The following is a 15,640-nucleotide window of genomic DNA, read 5'->3' on the forward strand; positions in this document are numbered from 1 at the left end:
ATGGGGCAGCTCCATCTGGTCTTTCGATGCCAGAACTACCAGATACTTCGTCAGGCAACAGGGGTAAACACCATGCGCAAGGTCTTGAATATCGCGCTTGGCCTTGCCGCCAGCACGGCGGCAGCGGCTGTGGCGGCATGGTGGTGGCTATCACGCCCCGCCCCGCTGTCGCCCGAAGCCTTTGCCCGCGCCTATGCCACCCCGCTGCCCCCCCCGCCTGCCGATTTGGCCATCTATCATCTGGGCCATTCGCTGGTGGGCCGCGATATGCCTGCGATGCTGGCCCAGCTTGGCGGGCATGATTATGCGCTGCAACTGGGGTGGGGCGCCTCTTTGCAGGGCCATTGGACCGGCGAGGTGCCGGGCTTTGCCGAGGAAAACGCCAACCCAAGGTTTCGCCCGGCCCTGCACGCCATCGACAGCGGCGCATACCCCGTGGTGGTTATGACCGAAATGGTCGAGATCCGCGATGCCATCCGCTATTTCGACAGCGCCACGCACCTTGCGAAATGGGCCGCCCGCAGCCGCACGGCGCGCCCCGATGCCCGGATCTATCTGTATGAAACATGGCACCCGCTGGACGACCCCGAGGGCTGGCTGACCCGGCTTGACCTTGATCTGGCGCGATATTGGCAAGACGGCCTGCTGCGCCCCGCGATGGCCCGCGATGGGGTGGGCACCATTCATGTCATTCCGGGTGGTCAGGTCATGGCGGCAACCGTGCGCGCCGCCGAGGCGGGCCAGGTTCCCGGCCTGACCGACCGGCGCCAATTGTTTGGCAGTGCCGCCGATGGCAGCCCCGACCAGATACATTTCAACGACCTGGGGGCCTATCTGATGGCGCTGACACATTACGCCACGATCTATCAGCGCAGCCCCCTTGGCTTGCCCCATGCACTGGCCCGTGCCGATGGCAGCCCGATCACACCCATCGCCCCCGAAACGGCTGCCGCCCTGCAAAGGATAGTCTGGCAGGTTGTCTCGGGCTATGCTGCGACGGGTATCGGCGCAGCAGCCCAAGGGGGATAGCGGTTCATGGCGGGGTTCTTGGGCCTTTTGGCAGATATCCTTTACATCGGGCACAGCCTGATCGGCCCCAATCTGCCCATCACAGTGGAAGGCGGCCTGCGCGCCATGCAGGCCCCTGCCACCGTCAGCGCCCAACTGATCAACGGCGCCCCGCTGAAATTCAACTTTGATCATTCCACACAGGCCGAAGGCGTCGATGCCAAGGCCGAGCTGCAAAAGGCCGAAACCGATGTTCTGATCGTGACCGAGGCCATTCCGCTGGCCGAGCATCTGAAATGGAACGACACCCCCGGCCAGATTGCCCGCTTTGCCGATCTGGCCCGCGCGGCCAACCCCGACGTGCGGGTGTTCTTGTATGAAACCTGGCACAGCCGCACCTCGGGCCCCGGCACGGTGATCGAGGGCGACCCCAATGCCGCCATGCCGTGGCGCCAGCGGCTAGAGGCCGATCTGCCGCTGTGGCAAGGCGCGGTGCAGGGCGCAAACGCGGCTTTGGGGGCTGATGTCGTGCAACTGCTGCCCGCCGGTCAGGCCATGGCGCTGCTGACGGATGAGGTTGCCGCAGGCCGCGTGCCCGGTATCAGCAGCATGGATCGCTTTTTTTCCGACGACATTCACCTGTCGGAACAGGGCGAGTATTTCGTGGCATTGGTGCATATCGCTGCCATCACGGGTCGCGCGGTCGAAGGGCTGCCAACGCGGTTGACGCGGGCCTGGCGCAGCCGGGATGGCATGGTGACAGACGATCAGGCCGCCGCGTTGCAGCGCATCGCATGGGCCGCCGTCAGCGCCTATCAGCCGCCCGCCGTGGGGTTGGCCCAAGCCCCCACCGAACCCGCCGCCCCCCAAGCCAATGTGCCGCAACAGGAGGCCGCGAAAGTGGCACCTGCGGCAGCGGCGGTTGAAACCACCGCCCTGACGCCGATCACCAACCCCAATCTGGCGCTTGGATTGAATGGCATTGCCGATTGGACAGTGCAGCAGCCTTTCCTCAACGTGCTGAAAACGGCGCGTGAATGGACTGGCCACCTGCCCGGCCAATTCGGCGGCTGGGATCACGCCCGCCTTGCCGCGGCAGGCGCGCTGGATGAAAACGGCTGGCCCCGGTTTCTACCGCCGGAACTGACCGGCCTGTCCTTGCTGTTTTTTACCGACCTGCCAGACGGGGCCGCCGGTGTCGCCGGCCGTTATCTGCTGCGCTATGCCGGGCAGGGTGAGATCACGTTGGAAGGCCGGGCAACCGGTATTGTCGCCAGCCCGGGCCAGATTGCCTTTGACTACAGCCCCGGCCAAGGCACGGTCAGCCTGACCATCACCCGCACCGATGCAGCCGATCCGATCCGCGATATCAGCGTGGTACGCCAGGATCGCGCGGCGCTGCTGGATCAGGGCCAGATCTTCAACCCTGACTGGCTGGCCCGCATCCGGGGCGTCAAGACCATCCGGCTGATGGACTGGATGAAAACCAACGACTCGGCCCTTGCCGCATTGGCCGACCGCCCCAAGCCTGCCGATTACACATGGTCGCGCATCGGCGCCCCGATTGAAATCATGGTGGCATTGGCCAATGAATTGAACGCAAACCCGTGGTTCACACTGCCGCATCTGGCACAGGATGATCTGATCCGCTTTTACGCCGAAACAGCCAAGGCCGGGCTGAACCCCAAGCTGAACGCCCATGTGGAATTTTCAAACGAGGTCTGGAACTGGCAATTCGCGCAGGCCGGATGGGCCGAGGAGCAGGGCCGCGCAATCTGGGGAGGCGAGTCGAAATGGGTGCAGTTCTACGCCCTGCGCGCCGCCCAGATGGCCGACATCTGGGCCGAGGTTTATGGCCCCGAAGCGCCCGACCGCCTGACGCGGATCATCGCCACCCAGACCGGCTGGCTGGGGCTGGAGGATCAGATCCTGAATGCGCCCGACATCCTGGCCAGTGGCGCCCCGGCCCCGGCCAGCCATTTTGACGCCTATGCCATCACCGGCTATTTCTCGGGCCTGCTGGGGTCAGAAGACAAGGTCAGCCAGTTGCGCGGCTGGCTGGAGGCCTCAGAACAGGCGGCGCGCGATCAGGCCACGGCACAGGGCCTGACAGGCACCGCTTTGGCCGATCACATCGCCCGCCACCGCTTTGATCTGGCCGTGGCGCAGGCCATCACAGAAATCGACACCGGCAGCCTGACCGGCGATCCGTCAGACACGCTGACACGCCTGATCACCGAAGTTTTGCCCCATCACGCACAGGTCGCCAACCGCCATGGTTTGAAACTGATGATGTATGAAGGCGGCACCCATGTGGTCGCCTATGGCGGTTTGGTCGAAGATCAGCGGCTGACCGACTTTTTCATTCACCTGAATTACAGCGCCGAGATGGCCGGCCTTTATGACCGCTTGCTGCAGGCCTGGGGCAGGCTGACAGATCAACCCTTCAACGCCTTTGTCGATATTGCCGCCCCGTCGCAATGGGGATCATGGGGGGCCTTGCGGCATTTGGGCGATGATAACCCACGCTGGCAGGTTTTGGCCAAGGGCTGCCTGCAATGCTAAGCATCATCATCCCCGCGTCAAATGAGGCCGAATGGATCGGCCCCTGCCTTGCGGCGCTCTGTGCGTCGGCCCTGCCTGCGGCGCAGGTGATTGTGGTTGCCAATGGCTGCCGCGACGCCACGGCCGATCTGGCCCGTCAGGTGCTGGCCAAAGACCTGCCCAAGGGCTGGCAGGCACAGGTTCTGGATCTGGCCGAAGGGTCAAAACCCGGCGCGCTGAATGCAGGCGATGCCGCCGCAATCCATCCGGCCCGTGTTTACCTTGATGCCGATGTCACCGTTTCACCCGGCCTGTTGGGTGCTTTGGCGCAGACGCTGCAAACCGATCATCCCCGCTATGCCAGCGGCACGCCGGTCATCCCGCCGCCCCGCAGCGCCGTAACCCGTGCCTATGCCCGGTTCTGGCAAAAACTGCCCTTCAACCGCAGCCCTGCCCCCGGCTATGGCCTGTTTGCCGTCAATGCCGCGGGCCGCGCCCGCTGGGGCGCGTTTCCTGCGATCATTTCGGACGATACCTTTGTGCGCCTGCAATTCACCCCCGACGAACGGGTGCAGGTTCCCCAGACCTATCACTGGCCGATGATCGAGGGGTTCAAGGCCTTGGCCCGTGTGCGCCGACGGCAAGATGCCGGGGTGCGGCAACTGGAAAACCTGTATCCCGGCTTGACAGATCGCGAAGGCAAGCCCCCCCTGACGCGAGCAGACCTTGCCCGGATGGCGCTGCAAGACCCAACCGGGTTTGCCACTTACGCTGCCGTGTCACTGGCCGTCAAAACCCGCCGGGGTGGGGCCGCCTTTACCCGCGGGCGCTAGGGCGCGTTTCACGCCGTCAGCCCCCCATCCGCTGCATCATCATGTCATGCACCGCATCCATGCCCCGCAGCGCCATGGCGGATACTTCGGCCGCATATTTGTGCATGGCCTCAACCAACTGGGGGTCGGTCGAGGTTTGCAGCACCACAATCGCGTCATCTGTGACATCCACTGTGGTTTCCAACCGCTCTGCCCGTTCAAAAAAGATGTCGAGGGTTGGGCTTTGGATCATGATCTGCGGATCATCCTTGGCCTCTACTCTGTCGATCATGCCCACCACATGGCTGACCAGTGCGGCCATCACATCCGGGTTTGTCGAGCTGGTGACCGTGCGGATGCCGTTTGGCAGGTTTTCAACCGTCCGGGTGATCGACTGAAAGTCACGAAACATCACCGCCAGTTCTTCGCTTTCTTCGGGGCTTGCATTCAGGCCCCGCAGGCCGGGCATGGTGGTTTCGTCATGGCCCATGCCGCCGGGGCCATGCATCCTTGCATGCATCTGGTCGTGGCCCATCATCTGGGCACTGGCAAATTGCCAGCCCACAAAGGCCACGGCCACCACCGCCCCAAATCCGAAAACAGCCTTCATGATCAGTCCCCCGGTTTCCGGGCGCACCCGAATGCATGCGCAAAATCATATATGATCGGCCCGGCAATTCCAAGCCATGGCCATGGCGTCAGATGCCGCGCTTGGTCTTGTGGGTCAGGTTTGTGATCACGGCCCTTGCCACCGCGCGCGCCGTGGCAAACCAAATGCAGCTTCAGGGCATCATTTCGGGGGCGGTCAGGGGGGCCGCTGAATGGCGGATTTCGGCCTTTCCGCGTCGCTCTTGGGCCTCACGCCGGGACGGTCCGCCCCCCTATCCTGACAAGATCGGAGGACGCCATGACCCAGCACCGTCACCTGCTTTCCCCCCTGCCTTTGCGCGGTCATACCCTGCGCAACCGCATTGTGTTTGGGGCCCATACCAACAACATGTCCGATCAGGGCCTGCCCGGCCCACGGATGGGAAAATACCTGCTGGAACGCGCAGTTGGCGGGGCTGCGATGATTGTCTGCGAACCGGTGCCCGTGCACCGAACCGGGGTGCTGACGCGGGGCAACCTGCTGCATGGATCAGATGACATCATCAAACCGTTTCAAAAGATCACCGACGAGGTAAAGGCCGCAGGCGCGGTGATCTGCCAACAGCTTTACCATATCGGCGCACATGGCGATTCCGATCTTAGCTTTGCGCCGCATTGGTCGCCCTCGGGCCATGCCAGTTATCACGACAGTGACGGATCGCACAAAATGACTGTGGCCGAGATCGAAGAGCTGATCGAAGCCCATATCGCCGCCGCAGTTCGCTGCAAACGGTCAGGCTTTCAGGGGGTCGAGGTCTGGGCCGCCTATCATTCCCTGCTGGATCAGTTCTGGACACCGTGGTCGAACAGCCGCGATGATGACTGGGGCGGCAGTCTTGAAAACCGCACCCGCTTTTCCCGCCGGATCATCGAAGGCATACGCAAACGCTGCGGCGAGGATTTCATCATTGGCCTGGCAGTCAGCACGTCAGACAGCCACAATGTCTTGCTGTCTGTTGAAAACCTGTCCGAGATTCTGGCCCTGCATGATGCCACCGGGCACATTGACTACATCACCTGTGGTCACGGCGGTTATCTTGATTTCGAGCGGCTGATGCCAACCTTTCTGTTCGCCGACAAGCTGACAGCCCCCGCAACCCAGATTTTCAAAGGCGTGGTCAAACAGGCTGTCGTGACGTCCGAGGCGCATATCCGCACCCCCGAAAACGCCGAAAGCGTGATTGCCAGCGGGCAGGCCGATCTGGTTTCGATCGTGCGTGGCCAGATCGCTGACCCGCATCTGGCCCGTAAGACAATGGAGGGCCGGGCCGAGGATGTGCGCGGCTGCATCTCTTGCAATCAGATGTGCTGGGGCAGACGGTCGCGTGATTACTGGATTTCCTGCCTGATCAACCCTTCGGCGGGCCGCGAATGGGAATGGGGCGGTGATCGGTTTACGCCGGCCGCTGCTGCAAAGTTCGTGCTGGTCGTCGGGGCCGGCCCCGCGGGGCTAGAGGCCGCGCGCAGTGCGGCGGAACGTGGGCACCGTGTTGAAATCGTCGAGGCGCTGCCCCAGATCGGGGGGCAGTTCCGGCTGGCAGGGGAACAGCCGCGCCGTGCGCAGATCCTTGATCTGATGGACTGGTATGAACGCCAGTTCACCAAGCTGGGCGTGACCCTGCGCCTGAACACCTTTCTGGATGCCGACGACATCGCGGCGCACCCCGCCGATACGGTCATCCTTGCCACCGGGTCTTTGCCAGACGACCAGTTCCGCCAACGCTGGGCGCCCGACCTTGGCCCCCTGCCCGGCCATGACTTGGGCGGTGTCTGGCCCGCCGAGGCCGCCATGCGCCGCGAGGCACGGATGGGCGACCATGTCATCTTGTATGATGAGGGCGGCAACTGGCGTGGTGTCGGCACGGCATGGGCCTTGGCCGAACGGGGCCACAAGGTCACGCTGGTGACCCCCGACCCCTTTGTCGGCAAGGAAATCGCCCGCACCTCGGCCGATGGCCCGGCCCGGCAACGGCTGGCACGGCTGGGGGTGACGATGCTGACCGAACATTGCCTGACCCGCTGGCATGGCAACGGGGCCAGTATCCGCAGCTTTCTGACCGGCGACGAGCAAACCATTGCGGCTTCGGCCCTGATCATGGCCACCACCAACACGGCCTTTGACCCCTGGCCCGAAACCTTTGACGCAAAGGCCACCCACCGCATCGGTGATTGCGTGGCCCCGCGTCAGGCCCCCTATGCCTTTCACGAAGGACGCAAGCTGGGCCTGGCCCTGTAATCGGCGGCCAATCCAATAAAACCTTGGCGACGGGCACTGACTGCGGCAAGAATGCCCCATGATCTTTGGGGCGGATGGCGCAGGGCGGTTTTGCGCGGATGTCACTTTCCCCGGCGACAGGGATGTAATTCAGATTTACATCCCTTAAGTAACGAACAAAGGCATCGTCCAGCGGAGGGCAACATGGCCGATTTTGAAACGCAGATTTCCGAAAGCCAAAAGCAGGTGGCCGAAGCTCAGGCCAAGATTACTGCCGTGACCAGCCGGATCGAAACCGCGCGGGCCAAGCTGGAGGCAGGTGAAGCGGCGATCGACATCGAAAACGCCACGCTGGAAGATGTGCACAAGCACACCGATCTGATGAATGCCAACATCGCCGAGCTGATCATGGGGCTGGATGATGTAACGGCAGGCTTTACCAAGGATTTCGACGAGATGCGGTCGAAAACCGGGATGGAAAGCTTTATCGGCATTTTCAGCAGCGCCAAATCCGAAAGCATGCGCCAGGAGCGCCTGCGCACTGCCAGTATTGATGACAAGTTGCAGGATCTGATCAGCAAGTCTGACGTGATCGTCAAGCTGTTGCAGGGCCAGTTGGATATGCTGAACGGCCAGAAAACCAGTGTCGAGGGCAACCTGTCGGCCACATTGAGCGAACGCGAAGAAACCGTAAGCGCGCTAGAGGCCGTGCGGGCCGAAATAGCGGGGATGGACCCCAAGATCATCGAGTTGGAAAACAAGATCAGCGTCGAACAGGATGCCGCCGCGCGCACCAAGCTGGAAACAGAACTTGCCGCGCTGAACACGCGCTATAACGCGCTGGTGCAGGATGAACAGGTCAAGCTGGCGAAAAGCCAGACGCTGGAACGCTATATCGAAAAGGGCAAGACATGGATGGACAGCCTGCAAAATCAGGCCGCCACCCAGTTGGTGCTGATCAACAAGTTGCAGACCGACACCAAGCAGCGTGTGGTGCTGTATGATGCGCTGACCAGCAGCCTTAAGACCGCGCAACAGCAAGATGTGGCGCACCGCATCAATGAAATCGGCGTCAAGACCGACCAAGAGGCGCAGGCCGCCATGGCCGCGATTGGGGCGGCCACCAATGACAAGATGGCCGATATGCTGGAAGCGCATGAAGGCCACATGGTCTTTGCCCGCAAGATACTAGAGCAGAAGGCCAAGGCGGATGAACGCTTTAACCGCCGCTTTGCTGCCATCGTCGAAAAGCACGACAAGAACGCCTATGGCGAATAGGCGCGCGGGGAATAAGTGACCGAAGACGTCAAGGACAAGCTGACGCAAGACCATGCCGAATTGACCGACACGCTGGTCGTGCGGCGCTACTTTGCCAAGTTCGACCGCATCTCGGGCCATTTGGGCCGGGTTGCGGCCGAGTTGGAAACCGAAGGCCAGTTGACCCGCACCGAAACGCGGGTGCTGGGGCGCTATCTGGCGTCGATCTCGCGCACGTTTCAGGCCCTGTCGCACAAATACCTGATGACGGGCCGGGCCGATGGCGCGCCTCGGCTGACCTTTGACTGGCATGAAAGCGGCTTTCCCGTTGCCCAGGAACTGATGCTGATGGCCGTCGATGCCGCACAGGCCGACAAACATCTGGGCGGCATTGCCAGCGTTGAAGAGTTGAAAGACCGCATGGTGCGTCAGATCGTTGGCGATCTGACCATTCCCACCCAGCTGCAATTCGCCCTGTCTCAGCGCCTGTATTACGAGGCTTTGGCCCAAGGGGGGATGTTTCTGTCGCGCAATGACCCCGAGGCGCAATGGACCGAGGATGTCAAAGGGCGGCGCAAGTATCTGGTGCATTGGGCTGTGTTCGACACCCAACTGAACCTGCCCGTCGTCTATCTGATGGATGTCGAGGACAGCGGGCACAAGCCCCTGCCCAATGACGACCGCCGCTGGCCACAGGCTCAGCAGCACCTGATTGCGCAATCGGTGGGAGGGCTGAAATTGCTGACCATCGCCACCGGCTTTGACAAGGATTTTGAGACGCTGCACCCCAAACGGCTGCGGCGCTTTCACCTTGGGCCGATGTATTCCAGCGCCTACACGTTGCAAACCGGCCCTATCTCGGATGTGCTGACCACCGCCAAGGCCCCGCAGGGCGAAGACTGGGCGCTGGTCTGGACGGTTGAAGACCTGCTGGCCGAACGCAGCGAGCAGGTCAAGGATGGCTGGTTTTCAACGGTCGAACGGCAGATCTTCAAGCTGGACCCGTTTCTGGCCAAGGGCGTCGATCAAGGTGCCACCCGGATGGAACGCATGGTCATTCTGCCCGAACGCCCGTTTCAGGTTCTGATGGAGTTGAACCCGCCCGGTTTTCGCGATGTGCGCAAATTCATTGTGGGCGCCAATGGGCGCATCATTTCGACACGCTGATTTTCAAGGGGGCGGTCATGTCGACACGCGATACAATGGAACTGAAGGAAGAGGCGATCCGCGCCCAGTATGATGCGGCGCTGAACCTGCTGACCGGGTTTGACCATGCGCCGCGTCTTGCCAAGGCGGCTGAGTCCCCACAGGCCGAACGCAGCCCCGGCATTGGCACCCGGCCCCGGTTCCGCTCTACCACCCCCGGCCTTGTCACCCGCCCCACCATCAGGCCCGGTGGCGTGCGGCTGGTCGAGAGGGTAGAGACCCTGGCAGATGGCCTGATTTCCCCGCAACAGGCCAGTGTGCTGCATGGGTTGCGCCGGGGGGTGGCCATCGCACTTGCCATGGCCGACAGTTTTGCCCAGCAATCGGCCTTGGGCGAGTTGAAGAAAGCCAATCTGGAAGGTCGTCTGCCCGATCTGCGCCGCGCCGAATTCACCGAATTGCTGGCGGCCGAGGCGCTGGTGACGCTGTTCACCTTTGCCAATGCCACGGCTTTCCTGCTGGCCCCCCATCTTGGCGCGCTGACCGTTGAGGTCGGCACCGTCGAGGAAGTGCTGACCGACAATGCCCCCCTGGCCCTGCAAGGCGCGCTGTGGGAACTGGATCAGGACATCGCCCTGCACGCCACCGAAGAACCCCGGCTTGCCGCCACCGTTGCCGCCTTTTGCGAGGCGCTGATGGAAAAAGTGGCCCTGCGCGCGGCATCGGCCCCGCGGCTCGAGGGCTTTGTCAGCGGGTCGTGGAAGGTCGAGGCGGATGGGCTGAGCCTTTCGGGCTTCAAACCTGCCCGCGCGGCCAAGGGTGGCCAGCTTTCGATGCAGTTCAAGAAACCGCATGAGGTGGTGGGCAACCATATCGCCAAATATCAGTCGATGCGGCTGGCCAAGATGTTGATGGCCTATGATTTCGACCGCAAGCTGAACCCCTTTGCCGAACTGGGCGGATTCATCTTTACCTTCATGGGCGATGGCAAACCCGGCACTGGCAAGACGACGCTGATCCAGATGATGGCGGGGCTGCTGAACGATTACTGCACCGTGGCCGGCTATCCGTTCCGCTATCAGAATTTCAGCATCGACCAGATCGACAGCTATCAGGGCAAGTCGGGCCAGAACGCCAAGGCGTTCATCGACGCGGTGCTCGACCCCGGCGTGATCGGTTTTGGCACCATCGACGATATTGATCAGGTGGCGGGCAAACGCGGCGACCGCCAATCCAGCGCGGGCCAGCAAGAGGTGACGGCCGTTTTCATGGGGGCCTTTGCCGGGGCGAATACGGTGGTGCGCGGCAATTGCACCTTTGGCATGTTCTCGAACTACCCCGAGAATGTGGATGATGCCCTGCGCCAAAGGGCAGGGGCGCGGTTTTTGGTGGATGGCCCGCAAACGCGCGAGGATTACATCGACATCCTGTCGCTGCTTTTGGGCAAGAACCACCAGATCCCCTTGGGCGATCACGACTTGTTCGCCGCACAAGAGATCAAGAAAGCCGTCGCTGCCAGCTTTGAGGGCCATTCCCGCCCGCATGAAGACGGGCTTTTGCGGGTGTGGGACAAACTGGCCGCTGAAATCGGCCCGCTGGATACGATTGCGAAAATCGGCCGCTATCTGAAAGCCATCCAAGAGGCGGATGAGCGGTTCACGGGCCGCGCCATCAAGAACATCACCGATGCGGTCAAGGTGCGGGCGATGGATTTTGAATTGCCCGATGAATGGATGGAAACCCCCGACCTGTTCCTGTTCAAACCCTATGACGACAAACTGGCCATGATCCGGGGCCTGATGACACCGATCACGGTGGATATGGTGATCCAAGAGGTCAACCGCTACGCCGACAGCGAATTCCGCTATGCCGACAAGTCAGACGAAGTGGCGATTGATGCCATGGTGCGCGATTTCGGGCGGCAGGAAGAAGCCAAGCGGCGGTATCTGGAGGGGAAGGGGTGATGCCTGTGCAAAACCAGAGTTGTGGGTGCGGCCCCTGTGCCTTTGGTGCCCTTTGGGCGTATTTTTCAACGGATGAAGTCAAGGTTTCGTCACCATGAAACGCCTCATCTCCAAAGGTCTGATGTTCGGAAATCTGGTCGAAGTCAGCTCTCCGGCCTTGGTCGAACGCTATAAACGGGCGATGAAGCATTTGTGCGGGCGGGAAACCCAGCTTGCCGATTTTCACATCGACATTTCCGGCTATTCCCCGGAAATCGGGGCCGAGTTGGGCGATGATCTGTATCTGAACCCCAACGGGGCTAACCGACAGTTCATCTTGCTGACCACGGCGCAAAAACATGCGCCGCTGCTGAATGCGAAATTCTCGACCAGCCGCGGCATCATTCGCCAATTCATCGACGCCAATGAGGCACAGCTTTTTGCCCTGACCGCGCGCGATGCCGTGGCGGGGGAATTGGCCGACAGCGTCTATGATATTTCCAGCCCCGCCAAGTTGATGGATATTCGCCGCATCACGGTGATTGCCGATACGATCGGCGGCCATGTCGCCGATGCGGGAAAGCTGGCCAAGCTGATCGGCCGCTTTCGCACCGAACCCGATGGTTGGCGCGATGATGTGCTGATTGCCGAGATGATTGGCCTTGCCAAAAAGACCGGGGATGTGACGCGGGTGCCGATCAGCCTGCCCGAAATGGCCTTTGAACAGCCGAACTATTGGACCAGCCATTTCGGCGGGGTCTATATTTTTCGCGATGTCAGCTTTCCGGCCGTGATCTCGGTTCTGCCGCGGCAAAGCCTTGGGGCCTTGCCGATTTCGCCGGTGTTCGATCTGACGCACCGCAACCAGATTGCCGATTGGCTAGAGCGCAACCAGTTGGTCGAGCCGATAGTTCAGGCGCGCGGCATGGATGCGGCGGCGGTGATCCGGCAAAAAATGGATTTCATTCTGGTGGATGCGGCTGATCGGCTGAACCTTGACATCGGCGATGCGCGCCGCACCGAATTGCGCAAGATCGCCTATCGCCTTGGCGACAGCCTGCCAGCCGAATTTCAGGGGCTTGCTGCCCTGTTGCGCTGGATCGAGGCCGGGGGGCCCTGGCCACGGATCGACAGCGAGCATCCGGCCTATTTCTATACCTTGCGGGCGCGCAACCACAAAGACCGTGATCTGGTGAACATGCTGCTGTCTGAACTGGCGCCCATGGATGTGCGGCAGATGTATATCACGCATAAAGAGCTGTTCTATGCCAGCTATGCCCGCTGGTCAGACCGCAAGCGCCAATATGTGGCAGATTTTCTGGAACGCGAGTATGTTGTGGACAAACAAGGTGCCCGCAGCGCCTTGTTCGGGCCAGAGCCGGGGATGGATGAAACCCACCGCCCCGAACCGAAACCCGCCCGAAACCTGGGCCGCATCGTCGGGCCATGGGGGGCCGTGGACAGGGGGCGCAGATGATTTTCGGATGGATCAGGCTTTGGGTCTTTGCCTTGGTCGGCATGACGGTGGTCTATTTTCTGATCGGCATCTATTGGCGGTCGCTGCACCGAGAAGAGCTGGAAAAACGCTTTGATGCCGGGGGTATCCCGGGCGATCGCACCGCCTATATCGAAAGTGGCATGGCCAGCTATGAGAAGGGCTTGAAGAAGCGCCTGCTTTGGCTGATCTACATCCTTCCGACCATCGCCTTTGTGGCGGTGGTCTATATCTTGAATTTTCAGTGAGGCGACAATGCGTTATGTGAAATGGACCCTTTGGGCGATCATCGCCTCGCTGATCTTTGGCTTTCTGCATTACACCCTGCCGCAGCATGATATCGTGCGCATTGTCGGCACCGAAAACCGGCGGATCGACTTTGGTGAAAACTCGATCTTCTGGGCCAGCCCTGACGTGGGCACTGCCGCCGGGGGCAACCGCGATGTGTTTTTCATTCAGACCGTGCAGCCAAATGGCAAGCCGATGGTTTACCGCAATGAAGATACCGGCTGGGGATGGCCGCCCTATTTCAAACTGGACAGTTCCAACACCCAAACCGAGGCGCAATCTCTTGTTTCTTCGGCAGAAAATCCGAAATGGGTGGCGATTACCCACTATGGGTGGCGCAATGAGTTTTTCACGATTTTCCCCAATGCCGTGGCGGTAAAACAGGTTGAAAGCCCGGATGTGACGATCATTCCTTGGGTGAATATCGTTCTGCTGGTGCTGCTGGTTCTGGTGGGCCTGATGATCCGGCGCATGTGGTTGCAGTTCCGAGAGCGCACGATTGACCCCGCCTTGGAGGATGTGTCGGAAACCTGGGATGCGGTGGATGCAAAGGCCGATGCCGCGCGCGAACAGGCACGCGGGTTCCTGGGCCGGATCGGTGCCTGGCTGGACAGTTGGAAGAAAAAGCCGCCGCGCCGCTAGGGGTGGTCGGCGGCGATCAGATCGGCGGCTTTCTCGGCGATCATGATGGTGGGCGCATTGGTGTTGCCGCCCACCAAACGCGGCATGATGCTGGCATCAACAACGCGCAAGCCATTGATTCCCTTGACTTTTAGCATAGGATCAACCACCGCCATCGCATCGCTGCCCATGCGGCAGGTGCCAACGGGGTGATAGATCGTATCAGCCCGGTTTCTGATATCAGCCTCTTGTGCGGCATCGCTGCCATCATGTGGATACAGCCTTTTGCCACGCCATGGGGCCAATGCGGGCGCGCTCAGAACCGCCTCCATCCGCCGGGCAGCGGTTTTCAGCAGGGCAAGATCGGCCGGGGCCGACAGAAAGGCCGGGTCAATGCGCGGCGCGCGGCGGGGGTTGGCATCATAAAGACCAACAGTGCCGTGGCTTTGCGGACGTAACAGGCAAATATGCGATGACCAGCCATCCGACACGTGCAATTTACGCAGATGATCGTCCACAATGCCTATCACAAAGTGAATTTGCAGATCGGGGCGCGTTTGCGACGGGTCAGAGCGCAAGAAGGCCCCGCCCTCGGCCATCGGAGAGGCAAAAAGCCCCTCGCCCGTCTTGCGCCAATGCAGGCCCGCCTTGGCCAGCCGCAGCAAGCCCCGAGGGTTCAGCCCCACCACATCGCGGCGCGGGCTGGTGTAGCTGATGGTATAGTCCAGGTGATCTTGCAGATTTTTCCCAACACCTTCAAGGGCATGCACAATGGGGATGCGGTGGCTGTGCAAGGCGTCCTCGGGGCCGATGCCCGATAACATCAGCAACTGCGGAGAACCAAAGGCCCCGGCCGAGAGGATGACTTCGCGGCGGGCGCGCAGATGGGTGCCGTTGGTCAGCAGAATGCCGGTGGCGGTTTTACCCTCAAGCGTGATCTTGGCGATGCGGTGCCCGGTCAAAACCGTCAGGTTCGGGCGGTGCATCACCGGATGCAGATAGGCGGCTGCGGCGGAACATCTTTCGCCGCGGCGCGGGCCGGAATGAAACTGCGTGACCTGATAAAGGCCCGCACCTTCCTGATTTTCCCCATTGAAATCATCGTTTTGCGTGATCTGATTTTCTTCACAGGCGGCGATGAAGGCGCGGGTGATGGGGCGGGGGTGGGTTTGGTTGGCCACTTGCAACGGCCCTGAGCCGCCATGCAGGGCCGAAGGGCCGCGCATATTGCCCTCGGCCCGCAGGAAATAGGGCAGAACTGACCGCCAATCCCAGCCAGTGGCCCCCAGATCGGCCCATTCGTCGTAATCCGCAGGGTGGCCGCGCACATAAAGCATGGCATTGATGGCCGATGACCCGCCCAGGGCCTTGCCCCGGGGCTGATACCCCCGCCTGCCGTTAAGGCATTGTTGTGGAACGGTTTTCAGCGCCCAATTGTGCAATGGTGGGCGCCCCGGAACCAAGGCGGCCACCAAGGCGGGGGCGCGGATGGGCAGGGTTTTGCCTTGGCCACCCGCCTCGACCAGACAGATCCGCAGCTTGGGGTTTTCAGACAAACGGGACGCCAGAACACAGCCCGCTGACCCACCCCCGGCGATGATGACATCATATTCCATACCGCCAGCCTACGCCCTGCCAAGGCGCGTTCAAGCCCCGGCGTGGG

At 61.5% G+C, this 15,640-nt stretch carries 12 protein-coding genes; 10 read left to right on the forward strand and 2 right to left on the reverse strand.

The window, feature by feature from the left end; translation table 11 throughout:
* Positions 1-72: 72 nt before the first annotated feature.
* Genes V3C85_RS12305 through V3C85_RS12315 form a run of 3 tightly spaced genes read left to right on the forward strand, consistent with a single transcriptional unit; the run spans position 73 to position 4,385 of the window.
* Positions 73-1,029 carry a hypothetical protein gene (locus tag V3C85_RS12305; protein WP_331795393.1) on the forward strand — a complete coding sequence of 319 codons (957 nt, stop codon included), beginning with the start codon at positions 73-75 and terminating at the stop codon, positions 1,027-1,029.
* 6 nt (positions 1,030-1,035) lie between these two features.
* Positions 1,036-3,573, forward strand: coding sequence for a hypothetical protein (locus V3C85_RS12310; RefSeq protein WP_331795394.1), 2,538 nt, complete (start codon positions 1,036-1,038; stop codon positions 3,571-3,573).
* The gene (locus tag V3C85_RS12315) at positions 3,567-4,385 is read left to right on the forward strand and encodes a glycosyltransferase family 2 protein (RefSeq protein ID WP_331795395.1); all 819 of its coding nucleotides are present in this window, start codon (positions 3,567-3,569) and stop codon (positions 4,383-4,385) included. The genes V3C85_RS12310 and V3C85_RS12315 overlap by 7 nt, the downstream gene beginning before the upstream one ends.
* A gap of 16 nt (positions 4,386-4,401) precedes the next feature.
* Here V3C85_RS12315 and V3C85_RS12320 read toward each other — a convergent pair whose 3' ends face one another.
* Entirely contained in the window at positions 4,402-4,974 is a 573-nt protein-coding gene (locus V3C85_RS12320) for a hypothetical protein (protein ID WP_331795396.1), read from the reverse strand.
* A 297-nt stretch (positions 4,975-5,271) separates the two neighbouring features.
* Here V3C85_RS12320 and V3C85_RS12325 point away from each other — a divergent pair, with 297 nt between their 5' ends.
* The 7 genes from V3C85_RS12325 to V3C85_RS12355 all read left to right on the forward strand — a co-directional run bounded on the left by V3C85_RS12325 (position 5,272) and on the right by V3C85_RS12355 (position 13,998).
* Positions 5,272-7,248 (forward strand): oxidoreductase, encoded by a 1,977-nt coding sequence (locus V3C85_RS12325; RefSeq protein WP_331795397.1) that lies wholly within the window; start codon positions 5,272-5,274, stop codon positions 7,246-7,248.
* Positions 7,249-7,431: 183 nt separating this feature from the next.
* Entirely contained in the window at positions 7,432-8,505 is a 1,074-nt protein-coding gene (locus V3C85_RS12330) for a hypothetical protein (protein ID WP_331795398.1), read from the forward strand.
* A gap of 15 nt (positions 8,506-8,520) precedes the next feature.
* Positions 8,521-9,651 (forward strand): hypothetical protein, encoded by a 1,131-nt coding sequence (locus tag V3C85_RS12335; protein ID WP_331795399.1) that lies wholly within the window; start codon positions 8,521-8,523, stop codon positions 9,649-9,651.
* Positions 9,652-9,668: 17 nt separating this feature from the next.
* Positions 9,669-11,594, forward strand: a complete 1,926-nt coding sequence (locus tag V3C85_RS12340) for an AAA family ATPase (RefSeq protein ID WP_331795400.1) — start codon at positions 9,669-9,671, stop codon at positions 11,592-11,594.
* Positions 11,595-11,688: 94 nt separating this feature from the next.
* Entirely contained in the window at positions 11,689-13,050 is a 1,362-nt protein-coding gene (locus tag V3C85_RS12345; protein ID WP_331795401.1) for a DUF6638 family protein, read from the forward strand.
* Positions 13,047-13,316, forward strand: a complete 270-nt coding sequence (locus tag V3C85_RS12350; RefSeq protein WP_331795402.1) for a hypothetical protein — start codon at positions 13,047-13,049, stop codon at positions 13,314-13,316. The genes V3C85_RS12345 and V3C85_RS12350 overlap by 4 nt, the downstream gene beginning before the upstream one ends.
* Positions 13,317-13,323: 7 nt before the next feature.
* Positions 13,324-13,998: a DUF1523 family protein gene (locus V3C85_RS12355; protein WP_331795403.1), complete on the forward strand. Its 675-nt coding sequence runs from the start codon at positions 13,324-13,326 to the stop codon at positions 13,996-13,998.
* Here V3C85_RS12355 and V3C85_RS12360 read toward each other — a convergent pair.
* Entirely contained in the window at positions 13,995-15,593 is a 1,599-nt protein-coding gene (locus V3C85_RS12360) for a GMC family oxidoreductase (protein ID WP_331795404.1), read from the reverse strand. The genes V3C85_RS12355 and V3C85_RS12360 overlap by 4 nt on opposite strands.
* Positions 15,594-15,640 lie beyond the last annotated feature (47 nt).

The organism is Pseudotabrizicola sp. L79, from assembly GCF_036553525.1.
GTDB lineage: Bacteria > Pseudomonadota > Alphaproteobacteria > Rhodobacterales > Rhodobacteraceae > Pseudotabrizicola.

Coding starts and splice junctions, on each gene's coding strand:
- V3C85_RS12360 (WP_331795404.1), bottom strand. CDS start 15,593: ATGGAATATGATGTCATCATCGCCGGGGGTGGGTCAGCGGGCTGTGTT.
- V3C85_RS12345 (WP_331795401.1), top strand. CDS start 11,689: ATGAAACGCCTCATCTCCAAAGGTCTGATGTTCGGAAATCTGGTCGAA.
- V3C85_RS12325 (WP_331795397.1), top strand. CDS start 5,272: ATGACCCAGCACCGTCACCTGCTTTCCCCCCTGCCTTTGCGCGGTCAT.
- V3C85_RS12305 (WP_331795393.1), top strand. CDS start 73: ATGCGCAAGGTCTTGAATATCGCGCTTGGCCTTGCCGCCAGCACGGCG.
- V3C85_RS12340 (WP_331795400.1), top strand. CDS start 9,669: ATGTCGACACGCGATACAATGGAACTGAAGGAAGAGGCGATCCGCGCC.
- V3C85_RS12315 (WP_331795395.1), top strand. CDS start 3,567: ATGCTAAGCATCATCATCCCCGCGTCAAATGAGGCCGAATGGATCGGC.
- V3C85_RS12320 (WP_331795396.1), bottom strand. CDS start 4,974: ATGAAGGCTGTTTTCGGATTTGGGGCGGTGGTGGCCGTGGCCTTTGTG.
- V3C85_RS12330 (WP_331795398.1), top strand. CDS start 7,432: ATGGCCGATTTTGAAACGCAGATTTCCGAAAGCCAAAAGCAGGTGGCC.
- V3C85_RS12310 (WP_331795394.1), top strand. CDS start 1,036: ATGGCGGGGTTCTTGGGCCTTTTGGCAGATATCCTTTACATCGGGCAC.
- V3C85_RS12355 (WP_331795403.1), top strand. CDS start 13,324: ATGCGTTATGTGAAATGGACCCTTTGGGCGATCATCGCCTCGCTGATC.
- V3C85_RS12350 (WP_331795402.1), top strand. CDS start 13,047: ATGATTTTCGGATGGATCAGGCTTTGGGTCTTTGCCTTGGTCGGCATG.